12 protein-coding genes are annotated in these 14,895 nt (G+C 59.6%); 5 read left to right on the plus strand and 7 right to left on the minus strand.

From position 1 onward, the window contains the following. Positions 1–39: 39 nt before the first annotated feature. The 3 genes from fdxA (at position 40) to gfa (ending at position 2,156) form a co-directional block, all read left to right on the plus strand. The gene (fdxA, locus tag BLX89_RS14935; RefSeq protein WP_075291724.1) at positions 40–378 is read left to right on the plus strand and encodes a ferredoxin FdxA; all 339 of its coding nucleotides are present in this window, start codon (positions 40–42) and stop codon (positions 376–378) included. A 407-nt stretch (positions 379–785) separates the two neighbouring features. Continuing rightward, positions 786–1,355, plus strand: a complete 570-nt coding sequence (locus BLX89_RS14940) for a CarD family transcriptional regulator (protein ID WP_075291726.1) — start codon at positions 786–788, stop codon at positions 1,353–1,355. A 225-nt stretch (positions 1,356–1,580) separates the two neighbouring features. Then, positions 1,581–2,156, plus strand: coding sequence for an S-(hydroxymethyl)glutathione synthase (gfa, locus tag BLX89_RS14945; protein ID WP_075291727.1), 576 nt, complete (start codon positions 1,581–1,583; stop codon positions 2,154–2,156). Positions 2,157–2,226: 70 nt separating this feature from the next. On the opposite strand, the gene typA is transcribed toward gfa, so the two are convergent. The 3 genes from typA to BLX89_RS14960 all read right to left on the minus strand — a co-directional run bounded on the left by typA (position 2,227) and on the right by BLX89_RS14960 (position 7,116). After that, positions 2,227–4,056 (minus strand): translational GTPase TypA, encoded by a 1,830-nt coding sequence (gene typA / locus BLX89_RS14950; RefSeq protein WP_075291728.1) that lies wholly within the window; start codon positions 4,054–4,056, stop codon positions 2,227–2,229. A 226-nt stretch (positions 4,057–4,282) separates the two neighbouring features. Then, positions 4,283–6,370, minus strand: a complete 2,088-nt coding sequence (locus tag BLX89_RS14955; RefSeq protein WP_075291730.1) for a M3 family metallopeptidase — start codon at positions 6,368–6,370, stop codon at positions 4,283–4,285. Between the two features lie 104 nt (positions 6,371–6,474). Then, entirely contained in the window at positions 6,475–7,116 is a 642-nt protein-coding gene (locus BLX89_RS14960) for a LysE family translocator (RefSeq protein WP_075291732.1), read from the minus strand. Positions 7,117–7,375: 259 nt separating this feature from the next. Here BLX89_RS14960 and BLX89_RS14965 point away from each other — a divergent pair, with 259 nt between their 5' ends. After that, the gene (locus BLX89_RS14965) at positions 7,376–7,870 is read left to right on the plus strand and encodes a MarR family winged helix-turn-helix transcriptional regulator (RefSeq protein WP_075291734.1); all 495 of its coding nucleotides are present in this window, start codon (positions 7,376–7,378) and stop codon (positions 7,868–7,870) included. A 79-nt stretch (positions 7,871–7,949) separates the two neighbouring features. On the opposite strand, the gene BLX89_RS14970 is transcribed toward BLX89_RS14965, so the two are convergent. The 4 genes from BLX89_RS14970 to hglS are packed head-to-tail and all read right to left on the minus strand — an operon-like array spanning position 7,950 to position 13,593. Next, entirely contained in the window at positions 7,950–9,182 is a 1,233-nt protein-coding gene (locus BLX89_RS14970) for a pyridoxal phosphate-dependent aminotransferase (protein WP_075291735.1), read from the minus strand. A gap of 14 nt (positions 9,183–9,196) precedes the next feature. Further along, on the minus strand, positions 9,197–10,729 hold the full coding sequence (gene amaB / locus BLX89_RS14975; RefSeq protein ID WP_075291737.1) for an L-piperidine-6-carboxylate dehydrogenase: 1,533 nt from the start codon (positions 10,727–10,729) through the stop codon (positions 9,197–9,199). A 35-nt stretch (positions 10,730–10,764) separates the two neighbouring features. Further along, positions 10,765–12,183, minus strand: coding sequence for an FAD-binding oxidoreductase (locus BLX89_RS14980; RefSeq protein WP_075291739.1), 1,419 nt, complete (start codon positions 12,181–12,183; stop codon positions 10,765–10,767). Positions 12,184–12,192: 9 nt separating this feature from the next. After that, entirely contained in the window at positions 12,193–13,593 is a 1,401-nt protein-coding gene (gene hglS / locus BLX89_RS14985) for a 2-oxoadipate dioxygenase/decarboxylase HglS (RefSeq protein ID WP_075291741.1), read from the minus strand. A gap of 114 nt (positions 13,594–13,707) precedes the next feature. Between hglS and BLX89_RS14990 the strand changes: the two genes are divergently transcribed. After that, a complete protein-coding gene (locus tag BLX89_RS14990; protein ID WP_075291743.1) occupies positions 13,708–14,610 on the plus strand; it encodes a LysR family transcriptional regulator in 903 nt (300 codons plus the stop codon). Positions 14,611–14,895 lie beyond the last annotated feature (285 nt).

Genomic DNA, 14,895 nt, shown 5'->3' on the forward strand with positions numbered 1-14,895 from the left:
CGCTGTCTGCCGCCAATGCGAGACATCCTGGAGTACCTCATGACGTATGTCGTGACCGACAATTGCATTCGCTGCAAATATACCGATTGCGTGGAAGTTTGCCCGGTGGACTGCTTCTATGAAGGCGAAAACTTCCTCGTAATTCATCCCGACGAATGCATCGACTGCGGCGTCTGCGAGCCTGAATGTCCGGCAGGCGCCATCAAGCCGGACACAGAGCCGGGCCTTGATATGTGGCTGAAGGTAAACGCAGAATTCGCGACGCAGTGGCCCAACATCACCATCAAGCGCGATGCGATGCCGGAAGCCAAGGAAATGGACGGCGTCGAAGGAAAGTACGAACAGTACTTTTCTCCCAAGCCCGGTCAGGGCGACTGAGGACTGACCGGACAGCGCCAGGGACCGCCGATTGAGCTATCCCGAAAAATGGCGGAATTGCGGGAAGTGAGGCTTAACTATGTCCTTCAGGGGCAAGCTGGGCCCTATGATGCTTGTGAAGCAAATTATTGATTTCGGCAGTTTTTTGTGATAGGGTCGAAAAACTGATCCACATCGCGGCGCAAACGCGCGCCCGAAAACCATCACGAAAGCAAACGAAGTCTAAGGCGCGGCTCACCCCAAATACGCAACGTCTGTTGCTTGTCTGTGATCGCACCGAAGAGCCTGTTTGAATTCATGAAGCGGACCAGAATGGAGTCACCCGACGGTGTCCCCGTCCATTCCGGGCCTGCCTGACCCGGCCCCGGCACTTTCGCCGGGAGTGTAACAGGGAGTTTTTGAAACGAATGACGACCCAGCAGAAAAAATCTTCTACCCGCCACGGCTTCAAGACCGGTGAATCGATCGTTTATCCGGCGCATGGCGTCGGCCAGATCGTCGCTATCGAAGAGCAGGTGGTTGCGGGCATGTCGCTCGAACTGTTTGTAATCGATTTCGAGAAAGACAAGATGCGCCTCAAGGTGCCGGTCGCCAAGGCTGTCAGCATCGGTATGCGCAAGCTCTGTGAAACCGATTTCGTCGAGCGCGCGTTGAAGGTGGTTCAGGGCCGGGCTCGCGTCAAGCGCACCATGTGGTCGCGCCGTGCGCAGGAATATGATGCAAAGATCAATTCCGGCGACCTGATCGCTATCGCCGAAGTGGTTCGCGACCTCTATCGCGCCGAAAACCAGCCGGAACAGTCCTATTCCGAACGCCAGCTTTATGAAGCTGCCCTCGACCGCATGGCTCGCGAAATCGCTGCCGTGAACAAGATGTCGGAAACCGAAGCGGTTCGTCTCGTGGAGACAAATCTTGCCAAGGGACCGAAGCGCGGCAAGGCCGTGGATGAAGACGAGACCCAGGACGAAGCTGCGTAATTTCGCAATCTTTGGTTTTCTGCAAAAAGCCCTGTCAGCGATGACGGGGCTTTTTTTGTTGTTACTGAGCGACCATAAGCTCCCAAAGACGCGCTTTGCCATACCGCCCTCCTTCGCCGCAAATACACACAAAGTCCCTCCTGCGTCGTGATACATTGATCTTTGGCGCCTTATTGCGGTCTGCCGGCGCTCAGGCGTCATTGCAACCGGCAGCGGGAGGAGAAAATGGCAGCCACCGTTTCTTTGCATCCATTGCTTGATAAGGGCATACCCGAGGGTCGTGCGGATTTTTCCGGCAGCACCCTCGTCTGCGCCTGCGCCGACAAGCCTGTAAGGGTCAAAGTCGAAGGCAATGTCGCTCATAACCACGCTTGCGGTTGTACCAAATGCTGGAAGCCCGCCGGCGCGACTTTCTCTGTCGTCGCGGTCGTGCCGCATGACAAGATCACCGTTCTGGAAAATGGCTACAAGCTTGAGGTCGTCGATAAGTCCGCGCTGATCCAGCGCCACGCTTGCAGGGGCTGCGGCGTGCATATGTACGGGCCGGTGGAGCGGGAACATCCGTTCCAGGGGCTCGACTTCATCCATCCCGAACGCTTTGAGGACGATGGCTGGGCACCGCCCGGCTTTGCGGCCTTCGTCTCGTCCATCATCGAGTCGGGCACGAATCCCGACGACATGAGCGCCATACGCGCGCAGCTGACCTCACTGGGGCTGACGCCATCGGATTGCCTGGACAACACCCTCATGGACTACATCGCCACCTGGACGGCAAAGAAAACCGGCGTCCTGAAATCCTGACCTGCACATGAAAAAGGGGCGCAGCGATGGATACCGCTGCGCCCCTTTTTTCTACTTCTCCGGCCGCTGCTTATGCTGCGCCACGCGACTTTTCGAAACGCTTGCGGTCGTTCGAGTCGAGGTAGAGCTTGCGCAGACGGATGTTCTTCGGCGTGACTTCGACCAGTTCGTCGTCCTGGATCCAGGAAAGAGCGCGATCGAGGGTCATGCGGATCGGCGGCGTCAGCTTGACAGCTTCATCCTTGCCGGAAGCACGCATGTTGGTGAGCTTTTTGCCCTTCAGCACGTTCACTTCGAGGTCGTTGTCGCGGGTGTGGATGCCGATGATCATGCCGGCATAGACCTTTTCGCCGGCGTCGATGATCATCGGGCCGCGGTCTTCCAGGTTGAACATCGCGTAAGCGACGGATTCGCCGGCATCGTTGGAGAGAAGAACGCCGTTGACGCGACCACCGATCTCGCCCTTGTACGGCTGATATTCATGGAACAGGCGGTTCATGATCGCCGTGCCGCGCGTATCGGTCAGAAGCTCCGACTGATAGCCGATCAGGCCGCGGGTCGGCGCAAAGAACTTCAGACGTACGCGGTTGCCGCCGGACGGGCGAAGCTCGGCCATTTCGGCCTTGCGCTCGGACATCTTCTGGACGACGACGCCGGAGTGTTCTTCATCGACGTCGATGACGACCTCTTCAACCGGCTCCAGCATCTGGCCTGTCGCTTCATCCTTGTGCATGACGACGCGCGGACGCGAGACGGCAAGCTCGAAACCTTCGCGACGCATGGTTTCGATGAGAACGGCCAGCTGCAATTCGCCACGGCCGGAAACGTAGAAGGAATCCTTTCCTTCGGCTTCTTCGATCTTCAGCGCGACGTTGCCTTCGGCTTCCTTGAACAGGCGGTCGCGGATAACACGCGAGGTGACCTTGTCGCCTTCAGTACCGGCGAGCGGGCTGTCGTTGACGATGAAGGACATGGTGACGGTCGGCGGATCGATCGGCTGAGCGTGCAGAGCTTCAGTCACCGAAGGATCGCAGAACGTGTCGGCAACCGTACCCTTGGAGAGACCGGCGATCGCGACGATATCGCCCGCATGGGCTTCTTCGATCGGCGTGCGCTCGATGCCGCGGAAAGCGAGGATCTTCGAGATACGGCCGTTTTCAATCAGCTTGCCGTCCTGGCCAAGAACCTTGACGGCCTGGTTCGGCTTGATCGAGCCGGAGTGAATGCGACCGGTGATGATGCGGCCGAGGAAGGGGTTGGCTTCCAGGATCGTGCCGATCATGCGGAAAGCGCCGTCTTCTTCGCCGACGCTCGGCTCGGGAACATGCTTCAGAACGAGGTCAAGAAGCGGCGCGAGGCCTTCTTCCTTCGGGCCTTCCGGGTTAACGTTCATCCAGCCGTTGCGGCCCGAACCGTAGAGGATCGGGAAGTCGAGCTGCTCGTCGGTGGCGTCGAGGTTGGCGAAGAGGTCGAAGACTTCGTTGATGACTTCTTCGTGGCGGCCGTCCGGACGGTCGATCTTGTTGATCGCGACGATCGGGCGAAGACCGACCTTCAGCGCCTTGGAGACAACGAACTTGGTCTGCGGCATCGGGCCTTCAGACGAATCGACGAGAACGATCGCGCCGTCCACCATCGACAGGATGCGCTCGACTTCGCCGCCGAAGTCGGCGTGGCCGGGCGTGTCGACGATGTTGATGCGTACACCCTTCCATTCGATCGAAGTCGCCTTGGCGAGAATGGTGATGCCACGTTCTTTTTCGAGATCGTTCGAATCCATCATGCGCTCGGTCGTGCGCTGATTGTCACGGAACGAGCCGGACTGCTTCAGAAGTTCATCGACCAGCGTCGTTTTTCCATGGTCAACGTGTGCGATGATCGCGATGTTGCGCATTTTCATGTGTGAATACTCGGAGGTTTGGGGGCGTATCTGTGGCACGCCGCATCTTCAATGGCCGGGCTCATACAGGTTTTTTCGCTTTTGCGAAAGGGGGGCGGGCAAAGACTTGCCGTGCAAGGGCTGCATAGGTCGCTGGCGGGATCATGAAATTCAAAAACATTGAGGGCCGATGCGGCCCTCAATGACAGATTTCAATGTCGGCTGTTTGACAGGCAGACGCGCTTATTCAGGCATCTGAGCCGGATAGCTCTTCCGTCACGGCAAGACCCTTCTTGCGCAGCATGGCATCCGGGCTCGGCAGCTTGCCACGGAAGGCGCGGTAGGCATCTTCCGGATCGACAGAACCGCCGACGGAATAGATGTTCTCCTTGAGCTTCCTTGCCGTCTCGCCGTTGAAGGCGTCGCCGGTTTCCTCAAAAGCGGAGAAGGCATCGGCATCGAGCACCTCCGACCACATATAGGAGTAATATCCGGCCGAATAACCGCCGGAAAAGATGTGCTGGAAGTGCGGCGTGGCGTGGCGCATGACGATGGACTTCGGCATGCCGATCTCATCCAGAATTTCCGCCTGTACCGCCATCGGGTCCTCGACGGTCTCACGGGTATGGAAGGCCATGTCCACAAGTGCCGACGAGGTGAACTCGACCGTATTGAATCCGGCATTGAAAGTGCGGGCGGCCAGGACCTTGTCGAGCAGCGCTTGCGGCATGGGTTCTCCGGTTTCGACATGCACGGCGTATCGCTTCAGGATATCAGGCACCGTCAGCCAGTGTTCGTAAAGCTGTGACGGCAACTCCACGAAGTCGCGCGAGACGCCGGTGCCGGAAACAGACGGATAGGTCACATCCGACAGCATGCCATGAAGCGCATGGCCGAACTCATGGAACAGCGTGCGCGCATCGTCGAGCGACAGCAACGCCGGCTTTCCTTCGGCGGGTTTGGCGAAATTGCAGACATTGTAGATGATCGGCAATTCGCCCCTGTTGCCGTTCTTGAGCGTCAGCTTGTGCTGCGACTGGAAGGAGCTCATCCAGGCGCCCGAACGCTTCGACGAGCGGGCAAAGTAGTCGCCGAGGAAGAGCGCGACAAGGTTGTCATCGCGATCGCGGATTTCGTAGACCCGCACGTCGGGATGATAGGCTGGAACACCTTTTTTCTCGACGGCGCGGATGCCGAACAGCCGACCGGCGACATCGAAGCAAGCGTCGATGATCTTTTCGAGCTGCAAATACGGCTTCAATTCGGCTTCGGAGAAATCAAATTTCTCAGCCCGGATCTTTTCCGCATAGTGGCGCCAGTCCCAGGGCATGACCTCGTGGTTCTTGCTTTCTCGGGCAATCAGTTCGGCAATATCCGCTTCCTCTTCCCCGGCACGTTTCACGGCCTTGGTCCACACGGCTTTCAGCAGATCATTCACAGCATCAGCAGTCTTTGCCATTGTGTTGTCGAGCTTCAGTTCCGCGAAGTTGCGATAGCCGAGGAGCTTGGCCATTTCGCTGCGCAGCGCCAGCGTCTCGCGAACAATCTCGCGGTTGTCGGTCTCGCCGCCATTTTCCCCACGCGCGGCCCAGGCCTTGAAAGCCTGTTCGCGAAGGTCGCGGTTTTCAGAGAAGGTCAAAAAGGGCTCGATAATAGAGCGCGAGAGGGTCACGGCGTATTTTCCATCCTCGCCGCGATCGCGGGCCGCCGAGGCCATGGCATCGCGCAGGAAGGGCGGCAGGCCCACAAGCTCGGCTTCGTCGGAGAGGATCATGGACCAGTTCTTTTCGTCCGCGAGCACGTTCTGGCCGAAACTTGCACCAAGGCCGGCGAGCTTTTCGTTGATGGCGGCAAGCCGCTCCTGCTCAGCCTTCGGCAGCTTGGCGCCGGATTTCACGAAACTCTTCCAGTGGCGCTCCAGAACGCGGGTCGCCTCAGTGTCGAGGCCGAGGCTCTCTCGATTTTCCCAAAGCTTATCGATGCGCTGGAAGAGCGCAGGGTTCATGCCGATCTTCGAATAATGACGCGACATTTTCGGCGCGATCTCGCGTTCCAGCGCCTGGATCGCATCGTTGGTGTGGGCGCCCGCACGGTTCCAGAAAAGAGCCGAAACGCGCGACAGGCTGTCGCCGGCGATTTCCAGAGCGACGACGGTGTTCTCGAAGGTCGGGGCATCCGGGTTGTTGGCGATGGCGTCGATTTCAGCCTCATGTTCCTTTAAAGCGGCTTCGAAAGCGGGTGCGAAATCGCCGTCGGAAACCGCTTCGAAACGCGGCAGGCCGTTCAGCCCGTTCCATTCGGTCACGGCTGGATTGAGCTTCGTTTCGGAGATCATGGAAAATCCTTTCGCATTGAGATGCCCACGTGCTGCAAGCCGGGGCGACGGGTCGCCAAAGTGGAAATGGGCGTGTTTTGAAATGGGGCTGGTCGCCCAAGTGATCAAGGTTTGCGGACACCCAGAAGACCGGGCGCTGCGTGCCAGATCGCCTGAACAGCAAAGCCCATGAACAGCAGGCCCGAAAGCCGCACGATTGCCAGTTCGTGACGCCGATAGAAGCGGCGCACGAAGGATGCACCGATGATCCCGATCAGGATCACATCGGCGACGAGAAAGCCGAGGAAGGAAACGCCGAGGAGCGCCGGCAGGGCATCGAAATCAAGCGCGTTGGAAGACCCAGCCAGCAGCGCAGTAAAGGTCGCAAGCGCTACCGGATAGCCCTTCGGATTGGTCAGCCCAAAGATCAGGCCACGGCGATAAGGGCGTTGCACTGTCATCAGAGGCTGGTTGTCTCCGCGCGGCTTTGCCCTGAGCGCCGACCAGCCGATCCAGCCCAGATAAAGGCCGCAGAGCAGCCCAAGCACGTCGAAGACTGTGCTGCCGATGGTTTTCGCACCAACGATCGCGACCAAGGCCAATGCCGACCAGAGCAGATCGCCTGCCAGATGTCCGCCCATGAACAGCGCGCCAGCCTTGCGGCCCTGCCCCGCCCCGATCCCGAGCAGCGCGAGAAAGGCCGGGCCCGGAATCAGCACATAGAAAAGGGCCGCGAGAAACGCACCAAAAAGCAGAGTTTGTGACATGGGCTCCCCTGACCGTTGTGATTCCGGGTCTTGCGACGCAACGGCGACATTCGATCCCGCCAGGCCGATTCCGTCAAGCCCACCGCAGCAACGGCGCAGGTGGGAAGATACGTTCCCCATGGACACCGGTTTGCCATGCCTCACGCACCCTCAAGATATATGGTTGTGATGGCTTTCGGTGAATTTGCGCGGAAATTCTCGACTTTCCGTTCCAGACCGTGAAAATAAGCAAAACTTATTATCAGTCTTCGGAAGCTTCATGCCCGTCAAACTCGAATCCGACACGATCGGCATGCTGCTTACCGACGTTTCCCGTCTTCTGCGCGGCGCGTTCGATCGGCGGATCAATGCCTCCGATATAGAGCTTACGCCCGGCGAAGCGCGCACCCTTATCCAGGTGGCGCTCGCCGGCGGTATCAAGCAGGCGGATATAGCGACAAAGCTCGGCATCGAGCCAATGACACTTTCTGCCTATCTGGATCGGCTTGAGGCTTTGGCGCTGGTGCGGCGCATCCCTGATCCTTGCGACCGAAGAGCGAAAAATGTTGTCATTACCAATGCCGCGGACCCAGTTTTAACGGCGATCCGCGCGGAAGTTCACGACCTGATGGAGCAGGTGGCGTCGGGCCTTGAACCATCGGCGCGTGAAATGATGCGGCTCAGCCTTCAGACCTTGCGCGACAATCTGCAACAGATTGATCGCGGTACGCCGATGACCGAGAAAAATTCGGTGAGCAAAACCGGCCCAGATTAATCGGCACTCTCGGATAGTGGCGGATATGGAAGCCCCCGCGAAAGAGCATCTCTGGCGGGGGCTAAATTAGACTTCAGCGTCAGGCCAGTGCAGCGCAAGCCCTGGCGATGCGTTCCAGCGCCACTTTCAATTCCTCCTCCGACGTCGCATAGGAAATGCGGAAGTAGGGCGAAAGACCGAAAGCTGAACCGGGAACGACGGCGACATCGGCGTCATCCAGCAGATAGGCGCAGAAGTCGCTATCCGTCTCGATCTTGCGGCCGGACGGCGTGGTCTTGCCGAGAATGCCGGCACAGCCGGAGAAGGTGTAGAACGCACCTTCCGGCGTGCGGCAATCGAGACCTTCGATGGCATTCAACGCGGACACCACGAGATCGCGGCGGCGCTGAAAGCTGGCCGTGCGCTCCTTCAGGAAATCCTGCGGGCCGTTCAGCGCCTCGACGGACGCCGCCTGGCTGACCGAACAGGGGCAGGACGTTGCCTGGCTCTGCACGACCGCCATGGCCTTGATCAGATCGCGCGGGCCGCCGGCATAGCCGATGCGCCAGCCGGTCATGGCATAGGCCTTGGAGACACCGTTGACGGTCAGCGTGCGGCTCTTCAGACGCGGCTCGATGGCAGCTGGGGTCACGAACTTGAAGCCGTCATAGACGATGTGCTCGTACATATCATCGACCAGCAACCAGACATGCGGGTGCCGCAGCAGCACGTCGAGCAGCGGCCGGTAGTCGGCTTCGCTATAGGCAGCGCCTGAAGGGTTGGACGGCGAGTTCAGCATCACCCAGCGGGTCTTCTGTGTGACCGCCGCTTCCAGCTGCTCGGCCTTCAGGCGGAAACCGGCTTCGGCATCGCAGGCGATCAGCACCGGCTTGCCTTCGGCGATCTCTACAATATCGGAATAGGAGGTCCAATAGGGCGTCGGGATGATCACTTCGTCGCCGGGGTTCAGCGTCGCCATCATGGCGTTGAAGAGGATCTGCTTGGCGCCCGTGGCGACCGTGATCTCGTCAAGCGCGTACGAAACGCCGTTTTCGCGTTCGAACTTGCCCTGGATCGCCTTCTTCAGGTCCGGCGAACCATCAAGTGCGGTGTATTTGGTCGCACCCGCATACATCGCCTTGGCGGCCGCGTCCTTGATGTTGTCAGGCGTGTCGAAGTCCGGCTCGCCTGCACCGAGGATGATGACCGGGCGGCCTTCGCGTTTGAGAGCCTGCGCCCGGGCGCCGATTTTCAGGATTTGCGAAACCCCGATCGTCGAGATCCGCGAGGCGGGCGAAAAGCCCGCCTCCTCGATCGTTGCATTGATGGTCATGGTGGTCGCTCCGACTAGTCGATGTCGAAGGACACGCCCTGCGCCAGCGGCAGGGCCTTGGAGTAGTTCACGGTGTTGGTGGCGCGGCGCATGTAGGCCTTCCACGCATCCGAGCCGGATTCGCGACCGCCGCCGGTTTCCTTTTCGCCACCGAAGGCGCCGCCGATTTCAGCGCCTGATGTGCCGATGTTGACGTTGGCGATGCCGCAATCCGAACCGTCCGGCGAAAGGAAGCGCTCAGCTTCCTGCAGATCGAGCGTGAAGACCGACGAGGAAAGACCGGCTGCAACTGCATTGTGGTCGGCAAGTGCAGCGTCAAAATCGCTGTACTTCATGACGTAGAGGATCGGCGCGAAGGTTTCTTCGGTGACCGGACCGGCCTGCTTCGGCATTTCGACCAGAGCCGGCTTGACGTAGTAGCCATTGGCATAGCCGAGATCGACGCGCTCGCCACCGGTGATGCTGCCGCCGTGAGCCTTTGCCTCTTCCAGCGCCTTCTGCATGTTGTCGAAGGCTGCCTTGTCGACCAGCGGGCCAACGAGGGCCGAGGATTCCAGCGGGTTGCCGACGGAAACGCTCTGATAGGCCTTCTTCAGGCGCGGAACGAGCTGATCATAGACGCTCTCGTGGACGAAGAGGCGACGCAGTGTCGTGCAGCGCTGGCCGGCGGTGCCCATGGCGCCGAAGGCGATGGCGCGGAGCGCCATGTCGAGGTCTGCGGACGGGCAGACGATACCGCCATTGTTGCCGCCGAGCTCGAGGATTGCGCGGGCAAAGCGCTTGGCAAGGCGCGGACCGACATCACGACCCATACGGGTCGAGCCGGTGGCCGACACCAGCGGAACCTTCGGATGGTCGACGAGCACTTCGCCAATGGCGCGGTCGCCGATCAGCACCTGGCTCAGGCCTTCCGGCGCATCACCGAAGCGGGCGATGGCGCGGTCAAGGATAGCCTGCGATGCAAGCGCGGTGAGCGGGGTCTTTTCCGACGGCTTCCAGACAACGGAGTTGCCGCAGACGAAGGCCAGTGCGGCATTCCACGACCAGACGGCAACCGGGAAGTTGAAGGCGGAGATGACGCCGACAACGCCGAGCGGATGCCAGGTTTCCATCATGCGGTGACCAGGACGCTCGGTGGCGATAGTGAGGCCGTAGAGCTGACGGGAAAGGCCGACGGCGAAATCGCAGATGTCGATCATTTCCTGAACTTCGCCGAGACCTTCCGACGGGATCTTGCCGGCTTCGAGCGAAACGAGGCGGCCAAGCTCGGCCTTGTGGGTGCGCAGCTCTTCGCCAAGCAGGCGGACGAGTTCACCGCGCTTCGGAGCCGGAACCAGACGCCATGCACGAAACGCTTCGTCGGCCTTGGCGATCTTCTTGGCGGCTTCATCAGCCGAAACGGTCTTCAGGTCGGCGATCTTCTCGCCGGTGACCGGCGAATAGGATGCCATGTCGCCACCCGTGTAGAGCGCCTTGTCGACACCGAGCTTATCGAGGAGGGCGGCGGCTTCGCTGGCGACGTTCACCGGCTTAGTTGCAATGTTCATGGTGAGAACTCCCGTTTTCTTGATGTCTGTTTTTGTCAGAAGCGAACCGTGCCGAGCGCGCCCGGGGAGGTGATCGCCTTCAGGCCCGCCGCAAGCGTGCGGACCGCATGGGGGGTGTACTGGTCGTAATAGGCCTGGTTCTTGCGGCCGACGGCATGTTCGGCACTGAAGCTGCCTTTGAATTTTTCGACCGCGATCGAAAAGACGAAATCGCGCAGGCGCTTTTCGAAATCCGGATCGGAGGCGGCAGCACTGTCCTTCGGCACCACGAGATTGAAATGCACGCCGCCATCGCCGATATGGCCGAAATCGCAGATGGTGATTTCGGGAAAGGCTTGCGGTATTTCCGCCTTCATATGGTCGCAGAAGGCCATGATGTCACCTCTGCGGAAGGAAAGATCGAAGGCAATGAGCTTTCCGAGGTGTTTTACCCCTTCCGAAAGCGCATGGCGCAGCGACCACATCTCATGGGCCGGACCGACAAAGGCATCGGCGAGCGGCGCGGCGTCACTTTCCCAGATTTCCGCAAGCGCGCTTTCCAGGACGGCATCCATCGACTGTTCGGCTTCACGCGGCTCCCAGGTGCGGGAGATTTCGGCGAGGATAACATAGTCAGGAATGTTTCCGCCCTGGAAGGAGTTCTTGAGCGAAGGCACATGGGCAAGGGCGGCCGAAACCGCATTTTTCGACATGCCTTCGAACGCCGAAAGATAGGCGCCGAGCCGTTCTTCCATGGCGCGCAACAGCGGCATGACATGGGCACCGCTCGCAGGCACCAGATAGGCTGTCGCCATCTGGCGCGGCAGCCGCTCCAGATTGACGACGCATTCGGTAACGATACCGAAGGAACCGGAGGTACCGATGAAAATCTGCTTCCAGTCGACGCCAGTGTTGTTCTTGCGCAGGTCTGAATTGAGATCGAGCACGGTGCCGGCTTCGTCAGCGAGCACGACGGTGAGGCCCAGCGTGTTCCTGCGCACGTCACCATATTTCAGGAAGCGTGAGCCGCCGGTGTTGGTGGCGATCATGCCGCCGAGCCTAGGATCGGCACCGAGGTCGATCGGGAAGAACAGGCCGTGCGGTTCCAGCCGACGGTTGATCTCCGACAGGGTGAAACCGGCATCGAGGCGAAGCGAGCGATTGTCGAGATCGAGATCGAAACGCTTCGTCATGCGATCGAGGCTGAGCACGATCTGCGTGCCCGAGGCGTCCGGCGTGGAGCCCGAAACAAGGCCGGTATTGCCGGATTGCGGAACGAGCGGCAGGCTGTTCTTCACGCAATAGGCAACGACGGCCGAGACCTCTTCCGTTGTCTGTGGGCGCAGGACGAAGGCCGCGCGGCCTTCATCATAGCGCGCACCCTTTTCATAGGCCGCCATGTCGCTGGCGTTCTCGACAAGACCCTTGTCCGACACCAGCGCCTTCAGGGCGACTTTATGAGGTTGATCCAGCATTCTCGTCTCTTACTCGGCAGCTTCAGGCTTTGAAAGCGCCCGGATGCAGTCATCGATCGATGCCTGCTCGATACGGGCATAGTGATCGAACTCATTGAGCACGGTCGCGCCGAGATCGATTTCGAAACGCTGCTGGTTCGGGCTTGCGACAAACTCCTGGGCAGCGCCGTCACCCAGGTTCGACTGGAAGATACCCGCTGCGCTGACCGGCAGGAAGTCTTCATAGACGATCGGGTCGAATTGAACGAGACCGGCCGCGATCAGGCCGTCAACATTCGTGGACGCAACGATACCGGCCTTGCGGCCCTTTTCCGTGAGCGAATAGGAGAAATAGCCGAGACCCTTGGCGCGGATTTCAGCCCATGTGTCCGGGAAATCGACGAAAGCGTCGGCAAGGGCCTTTTCATATTCCGCGGCATTGGAACCGTCGGCGGCCGGACGCACGATCTTGCGCGAGGCGTTCAGCAGTTCATCATAAAGCGAGCGCCCTTTCGGTGTCAGCGCGATACCCCGTTGCTCGATCTCACCGAAACGGGCGGTGTGCGAACCTTCCTGCCAACTGCCATCGGCATTCTGGAAGGAAACGGGCTCTTCAAGCGCCTTGAATGAGGTCTGGCGCAGGAGGATGGCGCATTTGCGGGTTGGCGGGCCTTCGACAACGGCCTTCGGCGCGATGTCATAGTCTGGCATGCGAGCCTGAACGGCATCGATGTCGAGCGTGCGCGGCGTCAGGTGGTTGATATGCGGCCCCTTGAAGGAAACCACATCGGCGATCAGACGATGCGCATCATGCAGGCGGCGGTACATCGCCGGGCTGACATTGGCCTTGTCATGCCAGCGGAAGGTTTCCAGCACTTCCAAAACGAAGCGATCGGAATCAGCCTTATTCAGACCGCCGTCGTGCTCGGCCTTTTCGGTGAGCGCGATGGCAAGCGGCGTAAAAATCTGGCGGCGGGAAAGGATTTCCTCGGCTTCGGCACGCAGGGCCACATCGTCGATAAGATCGAGACGCAAGAGAGACGTGAAAACGCGGAAAGGATTGCGCTTCAGCGCCTCTTCTCCAACCGGACGGAAAGCCGTCGAATGCACCGGCACGCCTGCGGTCGAAAGATCGTAATAACCGACCGGATACATGCCCATCACGGCAAAGACGCGGCGCATCATCGAAAGTTCGGCAGGGGTGCCGAGACGGATCGCGCCATGACGCTCCTCGGAGATGCGCTCCAGCGTATCGGTGTCTTCGAGACGCGCCTTGAGCGACGGATCGGCAGAAAGCGTCTCGGCGTTCACTTTCGCGACCAGTTCCATCAACGTGCCATAGGCCGGGACCTCGGTGCGGTACATGGCGGACATTGCGGCCGAGAAGGCTGAGCGGATGTCATCGGTGGAAACGAAACTATTTTCTTTCACGGCAACACGCCTCGCATTAAGGAATAGAACAGGTGATCATTCTCATTTCGGATCATATAGGAGCCGAATGAGCTTTGATTGCGCCCGTTGTGACTATGATCATGCGAGGTCGGAATGAAGTTGAGCAGAAGGCTGGTGCCGGACATCACCACGCTCCAGGCTTTCGAGTGTGCTGCGCGACACGGCAGCTTCACCCAGGCCGCGGCGGAGCTGAACCTGACGCAAAGCGCCGTCAGCCGTCAGATCAAGGATCTGGAAAGCCAGATCGGCGTGCTTCTGTTCGAGCGCATCCGCCAGCGCGTCGTGCTCTCCGATGCCGGCCAGAAGTTTCTGCCGGAGGTGCGGCGGCTTCTGCATCAGTCGGAAGAGATGATGGTGAGGGCCATGGCTTCTGCGCGCTCCGATTCGTCGCTCTCCATCGCCTCTCTTCCGACTTTCGGCAGCCGTTGGCTGACGCCGCGACTGCCGGATTTCATCGCCCGCCATCCCGGCACCGTCGTCAACATTGCCTCGCGATCCAAGCCCTTCGATTTCGAGGAAGAGAATTTCGATCTCGCCATTCACTACGGCCAGCCGATCTGGGCGCATGCGATCTGCAGCTACCTCTGCAGCGAGATCATCGTGCCTGTGGCAAGCCCCTCCCTCATTTCCCGTCATCCGATGAACGAACCGACCGAGCTTGAAAACAAGCCTCTGCTTCATCTCGCAACGCGGCCGAAAATGTGGGCCCAGTGGTTCGAGCTTTACGGCACCGAAATGAAATCCGCCTACCGCGGCAATCGCTTCGACCAGTTTTCAATGGTGATCGAGGCTGCTGTTGCGGGGCTGGGCTTTGGCCTTGTTCCGCGCTACCTGATCGAACAGGAACTGGCGACGGACCGGCTGCAAATCCTTTTCGACTGCCCCATGCAGACCGAAAACTCCTATTATCTCGTCATACCGGAGGGAAAGCTGGAGAACCCGGTCAGCGAGGCCTTCCGCGCATGGATAACTGCCCAGGTCCCGCAGTCGGGGTGATCGAAGGAACCTTCGGGCAGCAGCCGCGTTTAGCGGGCGATGATCATCTATCCGATTACGGCAAGGACCGCCCCGAGATTCAGTCTCGCCCCCGTGGCCAGCCTTCGCATGTCATTGACAGCGAAACGGAATATATTATGCCTTTCAGACCATCCCACATCCTTGCAAGGCATTGGCTCAACGGCTAAAAAATGCCACTTTCTTGCATCACGCGGCCCTGAACCGACTGCTGCTTTCACGACGTCCTATGCCCTGACGGGCAATGCCCAAGGTTGCGGTTTCGCG

Source organism: Pararhizobium arenae, assembly GCF_001931685.1.
GTDB lineage: Bacteria > Pseudomonadota > Alphaproteobacteria > Rhizobiales > Rhizobiaceae > Pararhizobium > Pararhizobium arenae.